Annotated in this window: 11 protein-coding genes; 7 read left to right on the forward strand and 4 right to left on the reverse strand. The window is 54.4% G+C overall.

The window, feature by feature from the left end:
• The first annotated feature begins 5 nt into the window (after positions 1 to 5).
• Complete coding sequence (locus K1I37_RS05310; RefSeq protein ID WP_021296918.1) at positions 6 to 647, forward strand: FMN-dependent NADH-azoreductase; 642 nt, start codon at positions 6 to 8, stop codon at positions 645 to 647.
• 576 nt (positions 648 to 1,223) lie between these two features.
• On the opposite strand, the gene K1I37_RS05315 is transcribed toward K1I37_RS05310, so the two are convergent.
• A complete protein-coding gene (locus K1I37_RS05315; RefSeq protein WP_021296917.1) occupies positions 1,224 to 2,471 on the reverse strand; it encodes an MFS transporter in 1,248 nt (415 codons plus the stop codon).
• Between the two features lie 345 nt (positions 2,472 to 2,816).
• Here K1I37_RS05315 and K1I37_RS05320 point away from each other — a divergent pair, with 345 nt between their 5' ends.
• The gene (locus K1I37_RS05320) at positions 2,817 to 3,293 is read left to right on the forward strand and encodes a hypothetical protein (protein WP_021296916.1); all 477 of its coding nucleotides are present in this window, start codon (positions 2,817 to 2,819) and stop codon (positions 3,291 to 3,293) included.
• A gap of 193 nt (positions 3,294 to 3,486) precedes the next feature.
• The gene (panD, locus tag K1I37_RS05325; RefSeq protein ID WP_031218803.1) at positions 3,487 to 3,873 is read left to right on the forward strand and encodes an aspartate 1-decarboxylase; all 387 of its coding nucleotides are present in this window, start codon (positions 3,487 to 3,489) and stop codon (positions 3,871 to 3,873) included.
• A 72-nt stretch (positions 3,874 to 3,945) separates the two neighbouring features.
• Here panD and K1I37_RS05330 read toward each other — a convergent pair whose 3' ends face one another.
• Entirely contained in the window at positions 3,946 to 4,167 is a 222-nt protein-coding gene (locus tag K1I37_RS05330) for a DUF378 domain-containing protein (protein WP_021296914.1), read from the reverse strand.
• Positions 4,168 to 4,428: 261 nt separating this feature from the next.
• Here K1I37_RS05330 and lysA point away from each other — a divergent pair, with 261 nt between their 5' ends.
• Together lysA and K1I37_RS05340 are read left to right on the forward strand one after the other, a co-directional pair.
• Complete coding sequence (lysA, locus tag K1I37_RS05335) at positions 4,429 to 5,772, forward strand: diaminopimelate decarboxylase (RefSeq protein WP_021296913.1); 1,344 nt, start codon at positions 4,429 to 4,431, stop codon at positions 5,770 to 5,772.
• Between the two features lie 242 nt (positions 5,773 to 6,014).
• The gene (locus K1I37_RS05340) at positions 6,015 to 7,538 is read left to right on the forward strand and encodes a fumarate hydratase (RefSeq protein WP_021296912.1); all 1,524 of its coding nucleotides are present in this window, start codon (positions 6,015 to 6,017) and stop codon (positions 7,536 to 7,538) included.
• 113 nt (positions 7,539 to 7,651) lie between these two features.
• Here K1I37_RS05340 and K1I37_RS05345 read toward each other — a convergent pair whose 3' ends face one another.
• Entirely contained in the window at positions 7,652 to 8,995 is a 1,344-nt protein-coding gene (locus K1I37_RS05345; protein ID WP_021296911.1) for an MATE family efflux transporter, read from the reverse strand.
• A 247-nt stretch (positions 8,996 to 9,242) separates the two neighbouring features.
• Between K1I37_RS05345 and K1I37_RS05350 the strand changes: the two genes are divergently transcribed.
• Positions 9,243 to 10,994: a pyrimidine-nucleoside phosphorylase gene (locus K1I37_RS05350; RefSeq protein ID WP_021296910.1), complete on the forward strand. Its 1,752-nt coding sequence runs from the start codon at positions 9,243 to 9,245 to the stop codon at positions 10,992 to 10,994.
• Positions 10,995 to 11,020: 26 nt separating this feature from the next.
• A complete protein-coding gene (gene pepF, locus K1I37_RS05360) occupies positions 11,021 to 12,874 on the forward strand; it encodes an oligoendopeptidase F (RefSeq protein WP_021296909.1) in 1,854 nt (617 codons plus the stop codon).
• Between the two features lie 230 nt (positions 12,875 to 13,104).
• Here pepF and K1I37_RS05365 read toward each other — a convergent pair whose 3' ends face one another.
• Complete coding sequence (locus K1I37_RS05365; RefSeq protein ID WP_021296908.1) at positions 13,105 to 14,352, reverse strand: sensor histidine kinase; 1,248 nt, start codon at positions 14,350 to 14,352, stop codon at positions 13,105 to 13,107.
• Between the last annotated feature and the right edge of the window lie 24 nt (positions 14,353 to 14,376).

Below are 14,376 nucleotides of genomic sequence, written 5' to 3' on the forward strand. Positions count from 1 at the left end.
GTACAATGGCGACTGTACTGTACATTACTGCACATCCACTCTCTCAAACACAGGAGAACGAGTCGAATTGTCTGTCCGTTGGTCGAGCGTTTATTACCGAATATCAAGCCACGCATCCGAATGATGAGGTCATAGAACTCAATTTGTATCAGATGGATGTACCCTCAATCGACCAAGATGTCTTTATGGGCTGGAAAAAGGCCCGAAAGGGGCAGAAAGTTGAGTTGACAGAAGATGAACGGAAGAAGTTGGCTCGACACACAGAGCTTGTTGATCAATTTATTGGCGCGGATAAGTACGTGATTGTGAATCCGATGTGGAATAAACTTTTTCCGCCTATTTTGAAACAGTACATTGATACGCTATGCGTAGCGCGAAAAACCTTCACGTACACGGAAGATGGACCCATTGGTTTGCTTGGGGACAAGAAGCTGTTTCATATTCAATCGCAGGGTGGCATTTACTCAAGTGGGCCTCTCGCCGACGAGGAGATGGGACATCGATATATCACCCTGGTGTGTGAATTTCTTGGAATCACTGACGTCGGCGTTTTATTTATCGAGGGTCAAGACCAATATCCGGATCGTGCTGATACCATCCGCCGGGAAGCAATTGAGCGGGCAAAACAAGCCGCCAAGGTATTTTAATGCCCATTTTGTTTCCTGAGAAACGTTTCGTTCAGGCGTAGTAAGGTCGAACGAACGGGCGCTCCGATGCCGTAGCTGACTGAATAGAGGCGTGGCCCGCGGGCTTTCGGTCCATCACCCAGATCGATAGTCTCCAAAGGTATCTGGGGGCGGCCGACACGTCGCCCTCGGCTGCACCGCCCGCGCCTCGCCCCGGACGCCGCTCAGCCATCGAATATCTGCAAGCCCGGTGGCTGCCCGGCCGATGCGGAGCGCGGCTAAGCTAGGCGACCGTGCCTGCATGTCCTAATAAGACATATCAACCGAAATTCCGCCGGATAAGGTCGAAAAAATACCCTAATCGGCGCCTTTGGCCCCGATATGGCCTTCATGGCTGCCAATAAGGCCCAAAACGGGCCTTATTGCGCTTCGACCGGGAAATCTGAGACCAATAGGGCATTTTTCATGCCTTAATCGCCCCGCGCGCTGCTCAAAGTCCCGTCGCTCAAAGCCCCGAGGCGCGCCACACCTCCGCCGAGCGCCACACCCCCCACAGCCCGGCGGCCATGTCCGCCGCTGATACGGCCCATCGTCAGCTCACATCACAGTTCCCTGACTCTTCTTGGCGTGGCGTATCGCGGCTTTACGGCGCCGCTTCCATAACCAAATCGGGAAGCCGATAACTAGGCTGAACAGGAGGAGGCCACTGCACCAATGATAGGTTTGGATGGTGCTACTCCTGCTCGACACGTAACCGAATAGAGGGAAGATAGCGACCATGAACAGTGAGAAAGCAGTCGAGTTTCCCGATAGCAATGTGGCACGTAGAGAACCTGGGAGCAGGTCGTTTAGCGACTTGTCGATGAGCGGCTCAGCCGTGCTGCCCATTACTTGTGACAATAGATAGCCGAAGGCCTTGCAAATTGGCGGAAGCCAGGCGAATAGTGCGAGGCCACTCGCGGTGAGTATCGCGATGCCCGGAATGTTTAGTTTTCGGGTGATGGTGGACGATGTGACTGACGCGAATGCACTCACCGCACACTCTACGCCCATCAAGATGCCAACGGATTGTGTAGACCAACCGACGTCATGCAGGAGCGATTGCCCGTAGAAGGAAAACGTGGCAATACATCCTGAGAGCGTCGCACTAAAGGCAATCCATCGGCGATATGTGCTATTTTTGACGGCGAATCGCGCAGATGTCATCAACATGTTCAGCAAGGACGGCGCAGCTGCCGCCAGGGTGTGCGCCGACGACTTCGAATCCTTGGGACGTGGTGTGCACAGAAATAGGCTACATGTAGCGCTGATAAGATTGGCGATGGCGAACAAGCCATAGACGGCCGTCCAGTTCCATCCACCCAACCACCCCCCGAGTCCTTCTGCCAGGCCAAGTGCCAAAATTTGCGTGGCATAGAGGCGACCGCTAAGGGACTGATAGCGATTCACATCGCCGCTAGATAGGGCCGTTTCATAAGTGAGCGCCATGTCGCTTCCATTGGCGAGGGTGATTTGAACCCCGCGAAATACGAAGGCGCTAAAGGCGCCTAGGGTGACATATGAGAGGAGCGATAACGCGCAATACATGGTGCCCGCGATACCGCTCAGAAAGAGCGAATATTTCCAGCCGATTTTATCCGCGAGTATGCCCATCGGGATGTCCAGCAAGAGTGACACCAGGTGTAACAGTGCTTCAAGCAGGCCTATCACGAACAAATTTAATCCGCGATGTTCCCAATAAATCACCCACAGCGCACCGTCAAACCATAGGTGTGAAGTCACCTGGAATAAGTACAGTAGTGTGATATTGCGGCGGTACAAGGACTTGGAATGAGATGTTTGCAAGGGAGCATCCTCCATTTCGTTGAGTCGACGTCGATGACTTGCCCTGACGCGACGACGAAAACTGGATGCGCTACTCTGCGAGGGGGACCGCTAAGCGCGCGAACAGCCGGAGTCGCCGAAAAAGGGCAGACGAATCCCGTTGAACGCCACTGCAGGTCCAAATTGAAGTACGTAATACTGCCGGGCACATGGCTTCACGCTGTTCGCACTCCTCTCGAATAAAATGTGAATTTAGAATAGACGCGCGATGGGTGGTTGTCAATCCACAAACTGTACAGTGGAGGATTTCGGAAGCATGATTTCGTGTGCAAGTGGACAATCTTCCAGTAAAAAGGAGCGGATGAAATGGAGGATTTGCAACAGGCGATTGCCGAGATCAAGATGACGGCTGCGATGCGGTTGCAGCAGGGGGCAACGAATCCGGAGACGACATTACCACCGACCAAAGATCAGCAGGCGATGGAAGCCATGCTGCGCCAATTGGCAGAGGAGCTGGTTGGCGCAGACAACGATGTGCAGGTAACGGTGACTGGCGGACAGAGTCCAGGGCTCGTAGCAGGATTTTTCGACGCGCACTTCAATACGCCGCGGTTCATTGTCAAGACCACTTGGACAGCAAACGGCGTTCAGGTTTCCGTGACCGATGGCAAGTGGGAGCAAATGCCGAATCAAAATGGACTTTGGGCAGACTGGACGGATGAACGAGTGGTATTCCAAGGTGCATTTTCAGAATCGGTGATCCGCAGAACGTTAGAAACAGGCTTTTTGAATTGGTATCAACGCGTGAAAATGGATGGTCACATGGGTATCCCCGTGCAGTGAAAACGCGTGACATACGCCCTGCGTAAACGTCATTTCATCGGGTGTAAAATACTGGTGAAGCCACTTGTACCGATTGGCGGATGAGAATTGGCGCTGTATACTTGCTGTCGGAGGACAGCCGATGATTTGGCGTTCTACTGATTTGTGGAATGCGGAGTAGCTGCGTGATCCACGAAGGGGCGCATTTGGACAGATGTTTAGAACAATGATGAAATCAAAAATTCACCGGGCGACGGTTACGGAAGCCGACTTGAATTACGTAGGCAGTATCACGATTGATTCGGATTTATTAAAAGCAGTGGACATTCTTCCGAACGAGAAGGTGCTCGTCGTCAATAACAACAATGGAGAGCGGTTCGAGACGTACGCGATTGAGGGGGAAGCTGGCAGTGGGCAGATTTGCGCCAATGGCGCCGCCGCACGCTTGGTTCAGCCAGGGGACCTCGTCATCATCATGGCATTCGCCATGTTGTCGGAGGACGAACTGAAGGACTTCACGCCGAAGGTAGCATTTATGAACCCGGACAATACGATTGCTGAATTGGTTCATTCGGAGGATCCACAAACGAAATTTGTGTGAGTTCGATACGATGTAAAAACAGGCTGATTGAGGCGCATCGCCACGAATCAGCCTGTTTTTGCGAGGATTCGGTCAGGCGTCGCTTCGCGTGCCTGTGCCGGATTTGGCGATGATCGAAATGAGCTGCCACAAGGCGCCAAGGCCGACGACAGCGTAGATGGTTCGGCTCAGGCCGGACATTGGACCGAACAGCGCATCTACGAGGTTATAATTGAAAAAACCAACCAATCCCCAGTTCAGACCGCCGATGAGCATTAGCACCCAGGCTATCCAGTCAATTGCGCTCCACCGCATATCCCTTCACCCTCCTTCGGGGAACCTGGATTTGTCAAGGTTAGCGTTTGACGAATTTGCGTTCCTTATGCGAGCACTCGCCACATCGCGTATCCGTGGGGCAATCGCACGCACGTCTGTGTTCTGCGTTCTGTGTCATCGACAGGACAGCGCCATCAGCGCTTTCCAGATAACTGACCGTATGCAGGCCCACCTTACTGTGGTATAGTAGTGCATTAAAGAAAAGAGATATTGTGAGGAGCAGCGAGGGAGCGAAGAGAGATGGCATTTGAGGAGCAAACGGCGGTTCGGGCTGGTGCATTTCTGCCGGCGCGTATGCAAATTGGCGACAATCATCATTTGTATATCGGGGGCTGTGATGCAGTAGAACTGGCCAAATCGTACGGGACGCCCTTGATTGTCTATGACGAAAAGCTCATTCGCACGACGATTCAAGCGTTTCACGAGGTGTTTCGCCGCGCAGGCGTGCCTTATCAGATATCGTATGCCAGTAAGGCTTTTTGTACGATGGCTATGTGTCAGTTGGTCTATCAGGAGGGCTGTGGCATAGACGTCGTTTCTGGCGGGGAACTCTATACGGCACTCGAGAGTGGGGTACCCGCTAGCGCCATCCACTTACACGGTAACAACAAGACGCCCGACGAGTTGGGATTTGCTGTCGACGTGGGGATTGGCGCGATTATCGTCGACAATTTCTTTGAAATCGCCCTCCTGCAGGACATCGCTGCAAAATCGAATCGCATCGTCGATGTCCTCATTCGCGTCGCGCCTGGCGTCGAGGCGCATACGCACGAATTTATTGCGACTGGCGGACAGGACAGCAAATTCGGGTTCGATCTCGCCAGTGACCAAGCCCATATGGCCTTGCGCCAACTGGCGGACGCCGAAAATTTGCGGTGTGTGGGATTGCATTCGCATATCGGATCGCAAATTTTCGATGTCGACGGCTTCGTCGTCGCCGTGGAGCGACTCGCGGACTTGTATCAGTACGGCGTGCGCGAACTAGACCTCCCGTTGACGGTGCTCAACGTCGGCGGCGGCTTTGGCATTCGCTATACGGACGAAGACGCGCCGCCGGTGGCAGAGACGCTCTCCGCCATCATTGCGGCGACGCGTCAAACCTTCGAAGCTAGAGAATTGGATTTCCCCACGCTGTGGATTGAACCGGGCCGCAGTATCGCAGGGCCAGCAGGCACCACGTTATATCAGATTGGCAGCCAAAAGCGAATCCCGGGGATTCGGAATTATCTGGCGGTTGATGGCGGCATGACGGACAATCCAAGACTTGCGCTTTACGGCGCCAAGTATCACGCGGTGTACGCAAATCGCGCCGATGCCGAGCCGGAGGACACGTGGTCGGTAGCCGGTAAGTGCTGCGAGAGCGGCGATATGCTCATTTGGGATGCGGAATTGCCGAACCCCAAACCGGACGATATCCTCGCCGTGTTTGCGACGGGCGCGTACAACTACAGTATGGCGAGCCATTACAATCGCATCCCAAAACCCGCTGTGGTATTCGCTCGGGATGGCGTGGCAACAGTCGTCGTGGAGCGGGAAACCTGGTCGGATCTCATCCGCAAAGACAGGCGACTTGCCGATTTGTAAGCGAATTTCATCCGAGAAGAGTGCTAAAAAGCACCCTGCCGTGTTTCGGTAGGGTGCTTTTTCACGACGTTGGCTTGTGACCTATGCCGCCGCGCCGAACAGATGCCACGGGTGATCGGCGAGTATGCGCTGTCTGGCAAAATGAGGGGGATGGGGGTGGAGCGCGATGAATTGCGGACGGATCGTGCTATAATTTTTATGGATTGTGTTCGCAATTGGGAATTGCGAGAGGAGGAATTTTTGTGGCAGCAAAGGACAGCTTGCTACAACTCATCACGGAGACGTCGACGAACTTGCCTCCAGACGTGCGCCGGGCGATTAAAAAGGCGCAGATTCAAGAGGAATTCGGTTCACGGGCGGCGCTAGCGCTCAATACCATCGTGGACAACATTGTCTCCGCAGAGGAGGACGTGCAACCTATTTGTCAGGACACCGGTATGCCGACGTTTATCGTCCACTGTCCGGTCGGGTTCAATCAGATTCAGTTTCAGCGGGACATTGAGGAAGCTATCGTCGAAGCGACTAAGCTTGGGAAGCTCCGTCCCAACTCGGTCGATCCGCTGACGGGCAAAAACACCGGCAACAATCTGGGTGAAGGTGTACCTGTCGTCCATTTTCACCAGTGGGAGCGCGATGACGTCGAGGTCAAGCTGATTCTCAAAGGCGGCGGCTGCGAAAATAAGAACATTCAGTACGCGTTGCCGACGGAGCTTCCGGGTCTAGGCCGTGCAGGTCGCGATTTGGAAGGTGTGCGCAAGTGTATCTTGCACGCAGTATATCAGGCGCAGGGACAAGGCTGTAGCGCTGGTTTCATCGGTGTCGGTATCGGCGGTGACAGGACCTCCGGTTATGATCTTGCCAAGGAGCAACTATTCCGTCCGCTCGACGACGTCAATCCGAATGAGACGCTCGCCGAACTCGAAAATTACATCATGGAGACGGCCAATCGCCTCGAAATTGGGACGATGGGCTTCGGCGGCAAGGTGACCCTGCTGGGCTGCAAAATTGGTGTGCGCAACCGCATTCCGGCCAGCTTCTACGTATCTGTCGCGTACAATTGTTGGGCGTTCCGCCGCTTAGGTGTGGTGTTAGATCCGGCGACGGGCGAGATCAAACAGTGGCTCTATCGCGACTATGAGGAAAAATTGCAGCGTCCAGAGAATGCGTTTTCGACGGATGGCGCAATTGTCTTGCAGGCGCCGATTTCAGAAGAGCAAATCCGTTCTTTGAAGGTCGGCGATGTCGTCCTCATCAAGGGTGAGATGCACACTGGCCGTGACGAAATTCACAAGTATTTGATGAAGCACGACGCCCCGGTGAATCTCAATGGCGGGATTATTTATCACTGTGGTCCGGTGATGCTGCAGGATGACGATGGGACATGGCACGTCAAGGCTGCCGGTCCGACGACGAGTTCCCGCGAGGAGCCTTACCAGGCGGACATTATTGAGAAGTTTGGCATTCGGGCGGTCATCGGTAAAGGCGGTATGGGACAAAAAACTTCGGACGGTCTGAAAAAATCAGGCGCCGTTTATTTGAATGCCATCGGTGGTGCCGCACAGTTCTACGCGAACTGCGTCAAGGCAGTAAAAGGGGTCGATCTCATCGAGGAGTTCGGCGTTCCCGAAGCGATGTGGCATCTCGAAGTCGAAGGGTTCCCGGCCATTGTCACGATGGACGCCCACGGCAACAGCTTGCACAAGGAAGTTGCCGAGGACTCCATGGTCAAATTGGAAGATCTCAAAGACCCTGTTTTCGCTTCGTAATCATAAAATTGTTGCTAGTGGTCAACCGGTCAAGGCAGGCATGTGTCTGCCTTGATTGGTGTGACCACGCGTCAGGGAAGTTGTTTTCTGCGGTTTTATCTTGTGCCCGAGCGTTAGCCCCGGCGCAAGCGTTTTGCGCGGCGAAGAACACCCAGCGTCATTTCGGCGTAGGGACGCAAATCATCCTTGCGAATGTAGAGCAGGTCGCGGCCTTTGCGCCCTGATGTGCGTGCGTACCAGAACACGTAGGTGAGCAATTCTGCCGTATACGCGATGGTCGACGAGATAGACGCGCCGTACATGCCGAGAAGCGGAATCAGGACAAGGCAGATGAGTGCGTTGAGTGCAATCATCAGCATGTTGACGATAAGCAGCGTCACAGGCTTGCCCTTCGAGTTCGTGAAGTACTGTGAAATGAGTGTCGACACCGTCTTCAGAACCAGCCCGGGCAGGAGAATATAAAATGGTCCCACCGAACCGCCGTATTTGTGAACGCCATACACGAGTACCAGGACAGGCATCAGGATGGCGAGGCCGAAGGCGGTGATGATGGACGTGATGAGCGTCTGACGGGACGCGTTTTCGGTGACGAGACCCGCTTCGTCGTCACTGCTGGCCGACATTCGGCGAAAGACGACCGTCGAAATGGATTGGCTCAGCGTGATGAGAATTTCGGCGGCAGACACAGCGATGCCGTACACGGAAATCATGCGCCGTGTCGCGTCGTCGTATGGAAGAACCCAGCCGATCATCCAGAAATCGATGCGTAGGTTTACATAGCCAGACAATAAGGCGAGAGAGGACCACGTGCCAAATCCCAGAAACGCCTTCCACTCTTTGCTGTGCCATTTCCACTTCAGGCTTTCGCCCCAGTTCATGTGGCGATAAACTGCAATCAGCGTGGCCACGACAGAGATAGCCCAAGAGATGATCCAGATCTGGTAAGTCCACAATAGACGCGCGTGCTCACCTGTATGACGGTGAAACAGAATGTACCCCAGATAGATGATGAGAAATGCCACGGCCTGCAGGATGTTGGCTATGTTCAGCTCTTGAATGGCATTTAGCGCATTGAGCAAGCGGCTCCCGTAGCCGAACAAAAAGGTGAGTGGCATACCGATGAGACTGAATAGCAGAATCGTCGACGGGTGGCCGAACCAGATGATAAGACCTGCCACAATCCAGACGAGAATACTAAACAGAAACATCACAAAGTTGCCCATTTGCACAATTTGTGTGCCTTCTTCTGGGCGGCGCGGGAGAGAGCGAGAAAAGTAATTCGAATAACCACCGGCAAAGCGTTGACCGCTCGTTGCATAGGTGGTCGAGCGTTGAAAGTCACCTCGGTCTCCGGGATAGAGGAGGTAACGAGCAGTAATGACGCTGGTTGCAAAGGTCAACACAGCGGACAGACCGCGAAATACAAACGTGAGAAATATCGTTTTTCGTCCGTTCAAAGAGGCTTCACTCCGGCTTGTCAGCGTGCATGTGTAGCCCAACTTCTGGCCACACAAACTCATAGATAGTGTACCATTTGTACATCAATTGCGACTCAAAATCGCGTTGGCAGGAAGATTATGCTACCATCAGACCACAAGCGCAACAAACCAGGGCTATGGAGCACCTGTTTCCGGGTGATTTTGCTCCGATGATTCGCGCTGCGAAAATGGTTTGTTGACTCCATGACTCGGAGGAGGCGCAAGCATGCGGGCTGTTGATGTCATTGATAAAAAACGCCGTGGTCTTGCCTTGACAAAGGATGAAATGCACGAACTCGTAGATGGGTACCTTCGCGGGGACGTGCCAGACTATCAGATGAGTGCGTTTTTGATGGCCGTTGTATGGCAAGGGATGAACACGCAAGAAATGACTGATTTTACGCAATTGATGGCGGCTTCTGGAGATCAGTTAGACCTAAGTGACATTCCCGGAGTAAAAGTAGATAAACATAGTACAGGCGGCGTGGGCGATAAGACCACACTGGTGCTTGCGCCGATGCTCGCCGCGATTGGCGTTCCTGTTGCAAAAATGTCAGGGCGCGGTTTAGGGCATACCGGTGGCACAATCGATAAACTCGAGTCGATTCCGGGCTTTCAGACAGCCCTTTCAACAGATGCGTTCATGGCGCAGGTCAAGCGCATCGGTGTTGCGGTGGCAGGGCAGACGGGCGACTTAGCGCCTGCGGATAAACGCATTTACGCGTTGCGGGACGTGACGGCCACGGTCGAGTCGATTCCGCTTATCGCGAGTTCCATTATGAGTAAGAAGCTGGCCAGTGGCGCCGACGCGATTGTGCTCGACGTGAAGGTTGGCGACGGTGCGTTCATGAAGACACAGGCGGACGCTGAGCGCTTGGCGCGCACGATGGTCGGCATTGGCAATCGCGCAGGTCGGCAGACGGTAGCGGTGCTATCCAGCATGGAGGAGCCGCTCGGGCACAATATCGGCAACGCGCTTGAGGTCAAAGAGGCGATTGCCACGCTGCGCCACGAGGGACCGGACGACCTGACCGAGGTGTGTCTCACGCTTGGTGCAGAGATGGCTGTGTTGGCCGGTGTCGCGACCACCCAGGAAGAGGCCAGACAAAAACTCGAGGCTGCACTTCGGGATGGATCTGCACTCAAAAAGTTCGAAGAATTCGTCGAGGCGCAGGGCGGGGACGGATCAATCGTTTATCACCCGGAAAAACTACCACAAGCCCCCGTCGTGAAGGAGATGCGCGCGCGCCGTCGCGGCTACATTGCTGGTCTGCCAGCGTTGCGCTTTGGCGAAGCGGCCATGCGCCTGGGTGCTGGACGGGCGACTAAGGATGATGTCATTAATCCCGCGGTGGGTATTGTCGTGCGCGTCGGCATTGGCGATTTTGTGGACGAGGACGATGTCTTACTCGAAGTACACGCCAGCACGGAAGCAGCTGCCGATGCTTGTATCGCGGAGTTGGCCGATGTGATTGTCCAGCAGGAATCACAGGTGGAGAAACCGGCCCTTGTCCTTGGCTACATTCGCGATGGAGAGGCGGATATGGCGGATGCTTGGGAAGCGGAGTTGCTGCAAGCGGCGATGGAAGCGCGCAGCAAAGCGTATGTTCCGTATTCGAAATTCGCCGTCGGTGCAGCGCTGCGAACAGCGGACGGGCGTGTCGTACAGGGCGCGAATATCGAGAACGCGTCTTTTGGCTTGACCAACTGCGCGGAACGCAGCGCGGTGTTTCGCTTGATGAGCTCACGAACGGAGGAGAAGGTCGAGATCACGGCTGTGGCGGTCGTCGCGGATTCGCCTGAACCGGTCGCACCGTGTGGCGCTTGTCGCCAAGTGTTGGCCGAATTCTGCAAGCCAAGCACCCCCGTCGTGCTCGCGAATGTGCGCGGGGATACGCTGCGCACGACAGTTGGCGAATTGTTGCCGGGCGCCTTCACGCCAGAGCAGATGGCATACGCGCAGACAGCTGAGCAATAACGAATGAAGACGAGGAGGGTGTCTAGATGCTGAGATGGAACTGGGTGAGATTACAACCACTTGAAAAGGCAGATGCGGACAACGCCAAGAAGGTGCGGTCGCGGGACGAAATCGACGACAAATACAAGTGGGATCTCGCCGCGATTTATCCGAGCCAAGAAGCGTGGGAAAAAGACGCAGAGAAACTGGAGCAGTTGCTCGCCGAATTTACGGCCATGCAAGGAACCTTAAGTGAGTCGAGTGACAAGTTGCTTCAGGCTTTCCGGCTGGACGACGAAATTGGCCAGGTATCCGGTAAGCTGTATGTGTATGCCAAAATGCACCTGGATGAGGACACGTCGAACGCCGAGGCGCAGGCTTTGCAAGACAGGGCATTTAGCTTGCTGGTGAAGGTGCAAGCGGCAATGGCGTTCTTCACGCCGGAAATTCTCGCCATTGACGAGGCGAAACTGCAGGCGATGCTCGCTGAGAACAAAGATCTGCAGTTGTATCGGTTTGCGTTGCAGGAAATCACGCGGGAGAAAGAGCACGTCTTAAGCCCGGAACAGGAACAGCTGTTAGCGTCGTTTGGCGAGGTGCTGCATGCGCCGAGTGAGATTTTCTCGATGTTCAACAATGCGGATATGGTTTTCCCAACGATTCGCGACGAAGACGGCGAAGAAGTGGAAATCACGCACGGCCGCTATATTCAACTGCTTGAAAGTAAGAACCGCGACGTGCGCAAAAATGCGTTTGAAGCCGTCTATGCGACATATGCGAAGCACCGCAACACGGTGAGCGCGATTTATTCCGCCAACGTCAAACGAGGCGTCGTCAATGCACGTGTGCGCAATTTTCCATCTGCCCGTGCGGCGTCTTTGCACTCGGACAATGTACCGATTGCGGTTTACGACAATCTGGTCGACACCGTACACGAATTTCTCCCGTCGCTGCACAAATATCTGAAGCTGCGGGCGAAAGTGTTGGGCCTAAGCGACCTTCAAATGTACGATCTCTACACCCCGATGGTACAGGACATCGACTGGAAGGTCCCGTACGAGGACGCGAAACAGACGGTCCTCAAAGCGGTTCAAGTGCTTGGTGAGGATTATCGCAACATCGCCGAAAGTGGCCTGAACAGCGGTTGGGTCGATGTCTATGAGAACAAGGGCAAGCGCAGTGGGGCTTACTCTTGGGGGGCGTACGGCACGCACCCGTACATGCTGTTGAATTATCACGATTCGCTCGACAACATGTTCACACTCGCCCACGAGTTGGGGCACTCGATGCATAGTTACTTCTCGCGCAAGACGCAGCCATACGTCTATTCCGATTACACGATTTTCGTCGCGGAAGTGGCGTCGACTTGCAACGAAGCACTGTTGCTCGACTACTTGCTCAAGACAACGGATGACAAGACCAAACGCGCGTATCTTATCAACCATCAGTTAGAGACGATTCGCGGGACGCTGTATCGGCAGACGATGTTCGCTGAGTTCGAAAAACTGACGCACGAACGCGTCGAAGAGGGCGGCGCCCTGACCACCGAATGGTTGGATGAAACGTACTACGGGCTGAATCAGGCGTTTTTTGGCGCGGCATGCAATGTCAACGAGCAGATTGCCTACGAGTGGATGCGGATACCGCACTTCTATACGCCGTTTTACGTCTATAAGTACGCGACGGGTATCTCGGCGGCCATCGCGCTGTCGCGTCGCATTTTGACGGAAGGCGATGCGGCTGTGAAAGACTACCTGTCGTTCCTCTCCTCCGGCAGTTCCGATTACTCCATCGAACTGCTGCGCAAAGCGGGTGTCGACATGGCGTCGCCAGAACCTGTGCAAGAAGCGTTGCGCGAGTTCGACAAGTTGGTCGACGAGTTGGCGTCGCTCATTCAATAAGGCGCGTTCGGATGGGTCAAGGGTCTGGTGCCGCTTGTGTGAAGAGGGAATCGGCATCGTATCTCGGCTGAAGGATGCGAGGAAAATGGGGGCTGTCTGGGAAGTCCGTCGCAAGACGGCTGCCGGGACGGCCCCGTTTGTCGTTTTCTTGGAAGGGTAAGATCGGTTCAGTGAATTCGCGAGCGCAGCCGCGAAGCAAATGTCGTCATACGAGTGTCAGGTGTCTAATCTCACGATCTCGGCAGGTACACCGTCACCGTCGTCCCTTCGCCTACGGTGGAGTCGACCTGAAGGTGGCCGCGGTGCGCTTCGATGATGTGCTTGCTGACGAACATTCCGAGGCCTGTCCCATTTGACTTCGTCGTCTGAAACGGGCGGAACAGGTGGTGCATGTCGGAGATACCACAGCCGTTGTCGCGGATGGTGATGGTGACGTGATCAGCGAACTCCTGCAGTACAATATCGACGACGCCATCTTTGTCGCAGGCGTGGACGGCGTTTTGCAACAAGTTGATCAGCACTTGCTTGATGCGGTTTTCCTGTACGGAGAGGTAAACGCAGGTCGAGGGAACTTTGTAATTCAATAGAACCCCGCACAGGCTTGCCTCCGGGCGCAAAAATTGATAGACCGAGTAGGTCACGTCGCGGATGTCGACGAATTCGAGTGATTCGTCATCCGGGCGGGCCATCCCCATAAAGTCCTGCAAAAGCGTGTGAATTCTGTCCAACTCGCGAATCGTCAACTCGACAAACTCTTTGTCCTCGGGTTCGCAACGCTGCTCGAATAGTTGCAGAAACCCGCGGGCAGTCGTGAGCGGATTGCGAATTTCGTGTGCGATGCCCGCGCTGAGAGAGGCGAGGGAGCGGTTCTTTTCAAATTCGGTTAACTGATTTTCCAGTTTTTCGCCTTTGTCCGGAGCGCAGCGTCCGCCTGCATGCATCACGTCAAGCGAACACATCCGCTCAATCGCGTACACCGCCGTTCCCAACATGCTGTGTAGATGCGCTTCGTCGTACGTTTTAGGGATCGAGAGAATCAACTTGAAATGCGCCAAGGCAACCGGTTGGATGAACTCAGCGGCGGCGCTCCACCAGTCGTTCCCAAGGTCGAATAAGCACACAGGCTGTACGGAGCCGACGGGCACATGCGCCGACGTCGCACTGACTCGATAGGGCTGCCCAATCTGCTTTTGCAGCAGATGTTTCAGTTGGGACAGTCCTCCACGCGGTTCGATGACGTCGAGAATGACGTTGTTGGCGTCTAGTAATAGGGCGAAAAATGGCGACGACCACGGCATATCCACGAAGAACTGACAGATAATTTGCCGAAGCGATTCATAACCACTCTGGTGTCGAGCCAAGTTTTGCTCGCCCGTTTGGCTGTTGTCGGTCGAGGTGTGGTGTTCACACGCCGCAACCCTTTGTTCGATGGTTGATTTTGAGATAGTCATGCTTGATTTATTCATCGCAAGGCTCAATGGTCAAAAGCCACCTTTAAGAGT

Origin of the sequence: Alicyclobacillus acidoterrestris, from assembly GCF_022674245.1 — a bacterium.
Classification (GTDB): Bacteria; Bacillota; Bacilli; order Alicyclobacillales; family Alicyclobacillaceae; genus Alicyclobacillus; species Alicyclobacillus acidoterrestris.

Bases quoted from the DNA above. Each gene is read 5' to 3' on its own strand.
- K1I37_RS05310 (WP_021296918.1), top strand. From the start codon at position 6: ATGGCGACTGTACTGTACATTACTGCACATCCACTCTCTCAAACACAG.
- K1I37_RS05320 (WP_021296916.1), top strand. From the start codon at position 2,817: ATGGAGGATTTGCAACAGGCGATTGCCGAGATCAAGATGACGGCTGCG.
- panD (WP_031218803.1), top strand. From the start codon at position 3,487: ATGTTTAGAACAATGATGAAATCAAAAATTCACCGGGCGACGGTTACG.
- K1I37_RS05330 (WP_021296914.1), bottom strand. From the start codon at position 4,167: ATGCGGTGGAGCGCAATTGACTGGATAGCCTGGGTGCTAATGCTCATC.
- lysA (WP_021296913.1), top strand. From the start codon at position 4,429: ATGGCATTTGAGGAGCAAACGGCGGTTCGGGCTGGTGCATTTCTGCCG.
- K1I37_RS05350 (WP_021296910.1), top strand. From the start codon at position 9,243: ATGCGGGCTGTTGATGTCATTGATAAAAAACGCCGTGGTCTTGCCTTG.
- pepF (WP_021296909.1), top strand. From the start codon at position 11,021: ATGCTGAGATGGAACTGGGTGAGATTACAACCACTTGAAAAGGCAGAT.